Annotated in this window: 3 protein-coding genes; all 3 read left to right on the top strand. The window is 53.3% G+C overall.

Features of this window, described 5'->3' with window-relative positions:
* Nucleotides 1-888 precede the first annotated feature (888 nt).
* The gene (locus tag KVP70_RS32935) at nt 889-2,109 is read left to right on the top strand and encodes an NnrS family protein (RefSeq protein ID WP_217946651.1); all 1,221 of its coding nucleotides are present in this window, start codon (nt 889-891) and stop codon (nt 2,107-2,109) included.
* A 142-nt stretch (nt 2,110-2,251) separates the two neighbouring features.
* Nucleotides 2,252-3,271 (top strand): GGDEF domain-containing protein, encoded by a 1,020-nt coding sequence (locus tag KVP70_RS32930; RefSeq protein ID WP_217946650.1) that lies wholly within the window; start codon nt 2,252-2,254, stop codon nt 3,269-3,271.
* A gap of 42 nt (nt 3,272-3,313) precedes the next feature.
* Nucleotides 3,314-3,685 carry an FTR1 family protein gene (locus tag KVP70_RS35480; RefSeq protein ID WP_217946648.1) on the top strand — a complete coding sequence of 124 codons (372 nt, stop codon included), beginning with the start codon at nt 3,314-3,316 and terminating at the stop codon, nt 3,683-3,685.
* Nucleotides 3,686-3,760: the final 75 nt, after the last annotated feature.

The raw sequence follows: 3,760 nt of genomic DNA, 5'->3' as shown, positions 1-3,760 counted from the left end.
CATCGTCGGCTTCTATAACTGCAAGCGCATCAATTCAGCATTGGGAAATCTGTCACCCGCCGTCTACGAACGGAAAATGGCAGCACGTGAACCTATCGTTGTGTCCGAAATTACTTGACCACCGCAGACTCCTTGCCTTTGTCGATATACTATTCAAGTCGAAAGTTGGTCCCTGCAAAGGTACGGGTGTTCGTTGACTACATGATTGAGCACTTCCGCGCGAGCGGCCATCCGATACGCTTTAGCCAAACCTGACTATCCGGGCTCAGTAGAGGTGCCAATTCGAGGAAATTTTAAGGGTCCAAAAAAATTCTTCGAAATAATATGTACTATCCAATAGGTTGCTGCGATTTAACATCATTGGCACTTCTTGGCGAAATAACATGAAATCGTCCTGCGCTATTGCTAAAGCTATTCTGGTTGTTTCAGCATCGATCTTAGGGCCGCAACTCCTGGGCCTTCGCGCAAGTAGATCCCTCCAGTCCTGTTGCTCAATCGATGCGCTGAACGGTACCTTTGGCAAGCATGCCGGCAAACGAGCATCCCACGCCAAAGGCGTCTGCGCAAAGGGAGATTTCACCTTCGCCACCATGCTCGACAAGTTCGTTAAGAGTTCGTTCATGGCACTGGCTGAAGTAGGTTCCTGCGACGGCTTAGCATCCGTTCCGGCGAGTCTACCGACCGGATTTCCGCCATCAACTAATCCAATTTCGCACTCTCGCTCCGCCGCTCATGCCGTCTCGTTCGCCCGTAGGAAGATCGCATAACTCACACGGATTGCCAGCACTCGGGATAGTAAGCTCAATATTAATTGGGATCTGAGCAGCACGCACGCAATATCAAAATTTAATGTAGTATATTGAATATATCTTTATGCCGAGTTGAATGATGAAACAGCCTGCCCCCCTCATACCGATCAAAGAACCCAACGAAATCCGGCAAAAAGGCCATCACCCTTCATCTGTGGGCCTCGCGCTGTTCCGTTTGGGGTTTCGACCGTTCTACCTGCTGGCAGCGCTCTTCGCCATGCTAAGTATTCCACTATGGCTTGTCACCTATTCGAGGGGTGTTCAGATGCCGAGTGTAAATCTGCTCTGGCACATGCATGAGATGGTTTTCGGGTTCGCTGTCGCAGTGGTTGTTGGCTTCCTTTTTACCGCTGCACGAAACTGGACTGGTCTGTGGACTCCGCGAGGCTGGAGGTTGGCGGCTATCGCTGGTACCTGGATAATTGGGCGCGTTGGAATGCTGATGCCCTCCTCCGCCATTGGTGCGGTCCTTGATCTGCTGTTCATTCCTGTGGCGATGGTCCCGCTTTATCGCGTAATGTGGCGTTCTGGAAAACGCCGAAACTTACCATTGCTGGGGCTGTTGGCCTCGCTCTTTATCGCTAACCTGTTCTTCCATGCGAACGCATTTGGCTTGCACCACTACTCAGCGATTGAAGCTACAGAGGCGGCAATTCTTGTGCTCGCGGTACTTTCCACTGTGATGGGTGGGCGTGTCATTCCAGGCTTCACAACCAACATGGCGCCGGACAGCGAACCCAAGACCTTTAAGCACCTGGATAAGGCGAGCGTCACCCTCGTTATGGTAGCGAGCCTCGCTTGGGTTACAACAGGCTTGGCTCCATGGATTACCGCCGCGCTCACTGGCAGCTCCGGTTTGCTCCAGTTAGCACGACTCGCGTTCTGGTCCCCTCAACGTACCGCCAGATACCCCCTCCTCTGGATACTTCACTTAGCGTACGCTTGGATAGGTGGCGGCTATCTGTTGCTTGCAGCAGCTTCGCTAGGCATAGCGAGTGTGAGCAGCGCCATGCACGCAATCGCAGTTGGCGGCATGTCCAGCCTCATCCTTGGCATGATTGCACGTACAACGATCGGTCACACCGGTCGCCTCATGCGAGCGGACCATTATGAGCTACTTATTTTCGTTGCCGTACAGTGTGCGGCCGTGGCTCGCATCCTGGCCAATATCGTCCCGTCTGGCATAAGGGATGTGTTACTCGTGGTGGCGGGCATATGCTGGGTAATCGCATTTGGCACTTACGCAGTGGTCTTCGGGCCGTTCCTATGCATGCCAAGATTGGATGGTCGTGATGGCTAATACATACAGGGCCTACCACGAAGTCCCGGGTTTTACCGTGCAATCCAAGCGAACGAAAATGGTGCTAAGTGCACGTGGTGCTATAGCGCGAAAGTCCGTTTGGCGCGAATCTATGCACTCTCACCAAACAAATGAATTGCGGATGCGAAATGCCCTTATTGTCAGGCTTTGGGAAAAGGTAGCGGATGTCTATCGCTATCTATCAGTCGCTGCCAAAGCGCACGCGCGGCGGCCCCCGATCCAATTCGATCTGCCCTTTGAGCTTCCAATGCGCCTCCTAGGGGACGCCCTCGACGGCGCAATCATCATCGACGGAAATTCGCTCATCCGCTATGTCAACCACGCGATGGAGGAGCTATCTGGGTTCTCCATCGGCGAATTGCATGGCCAATCGATGGACATACTCGTACCACCAGATGCAGGGTCCCTTCATTCCGAGAAAGTGGCCGACTTCATCACTACGGGTCGGAAATCCACAGTCCTCGGTCATGTGCGAGAGCTGGAGATTCGGCATCGCTCAGGTGAGAGGTTGCCCATTGAGATGAAAGCCGTCGACCTAGGCTGCTTCCACGGCAATCGATATTTTGGTGCGTTCGTCACTGACCTACGCCAACGAAAAAAAATCGAGGCACGCAATGCTGAGCTGATGGCGTTACTAGAACAGCAGGCTCTGACCGATCCGCTTACCTCATTACCGAATCGCCGGGCCTTCGAGAAAGAGGCTGCGGGCGCTATTCTTCGAGCGGCTCGAAGCGAAGCGCCGGTGACGGTAGGCATCGCCGACGTGGACCATTTTAAAGCGATCAACGATAACTACGGTCACGCGATCGGCGACGCCGTTCTCTGCGCGGTGTCTGAGGCCATTCGTTCAGTCGCCCGCGATACGGATATTGTCGCGCGCCTGGGTGGAGAGGAATTTGGTCTGATATTCCCGAATACTTCTATCGAGCAGTCCGGCCAGGTTGCGGAACGAATTCGTAGTGCGGTTGCTTCCATCCAGTTCCCAGTGAACGGTACTGAGACGGTAGATGTAACGATCAGTATTGGACTCTCCAAGTTGATCGAGCAAGCGGGATTGGACGCGGCATTGGGGGCAGCAGACACTGCACTCTATTCAGCCAAGGGCAACGGACGCAATAGGGTGGAGGCGAGTAGGCCGTAGCTTCTCTGCAGGTCTAGTAAGGAACAATTATTTGGAGTGAAAATGTTATCTACCTTAATTATCACATTCCGCGAGGGTGTTGAGGCTTTCCTAGTGGTCGCAGTCACGCTGCTCTATCTAAAGCAAACCTGTCGCCTGCATCTAATCGCATCGATGAAACTAGGCGTGGCCGTAGCAATTGTAGGCTCAGTTATTTTGGGCATTGTGCTCGCCGAACTCGGAGCGTTGACGCCTGCTTCCGAAGGTTGGCTCGCGCTAATGGCCTTTAGTTTAGTGTCATCCTGCACGGTCCACATGGTCCGTAACGGCAAACGAATCTCGACTGAGATTCGCCTAGGTCTCGCGGCCGCTGACGAGCGTGGCCGGAGCGTGTCAATGAATTTGAAACACCTTGTTGAATTGGTGAGAGTCTAAATCTCGGCTTTTTTTGGCAGCGTTTTTCTCCATTATCGGCGGGTTGATCCATGCAGCTGTCGGCAGTTTCTGTGG

The sequence above is a fragment of the Duganella violaceipulchra genome (assembly GCF_019166075.1).
GTDB lineage: Bacteria > Pseudomonadota > Gammaproteobacteria > Burkholderiales > Burkholderiaceae_D > Rugamonas > Rugamonas violaceipulchra.
This window is presented reverse-complemented; position numbering and strand designations above follow the sequence as displayed.

Excerpts from the sequence above, each read along its gene's own strand:
- KVP70_RS35480 (WP_217946648.1), top strand. The coding sequence starts at position 3,314 with ATGTTATCTACCTTAATTATCACATTCCGCGAGGGTGTTGAGGCTTTC.
- KVP70_RS32935 (WP_217946651.1), top strand. The coding sequence starts at position 889 with ATGAAACAGCCTGCCCCCCTCATACCGATCAAAGAACCCAACGAAATC.
- KVP70_RS32930 (WP_217946650.1), top strand. The coding sequence starts at position 2,252 with ATGCGAAATGCCCTTATTGTCAGGCTTTGGGAAAAGGTAGCGGATGTC.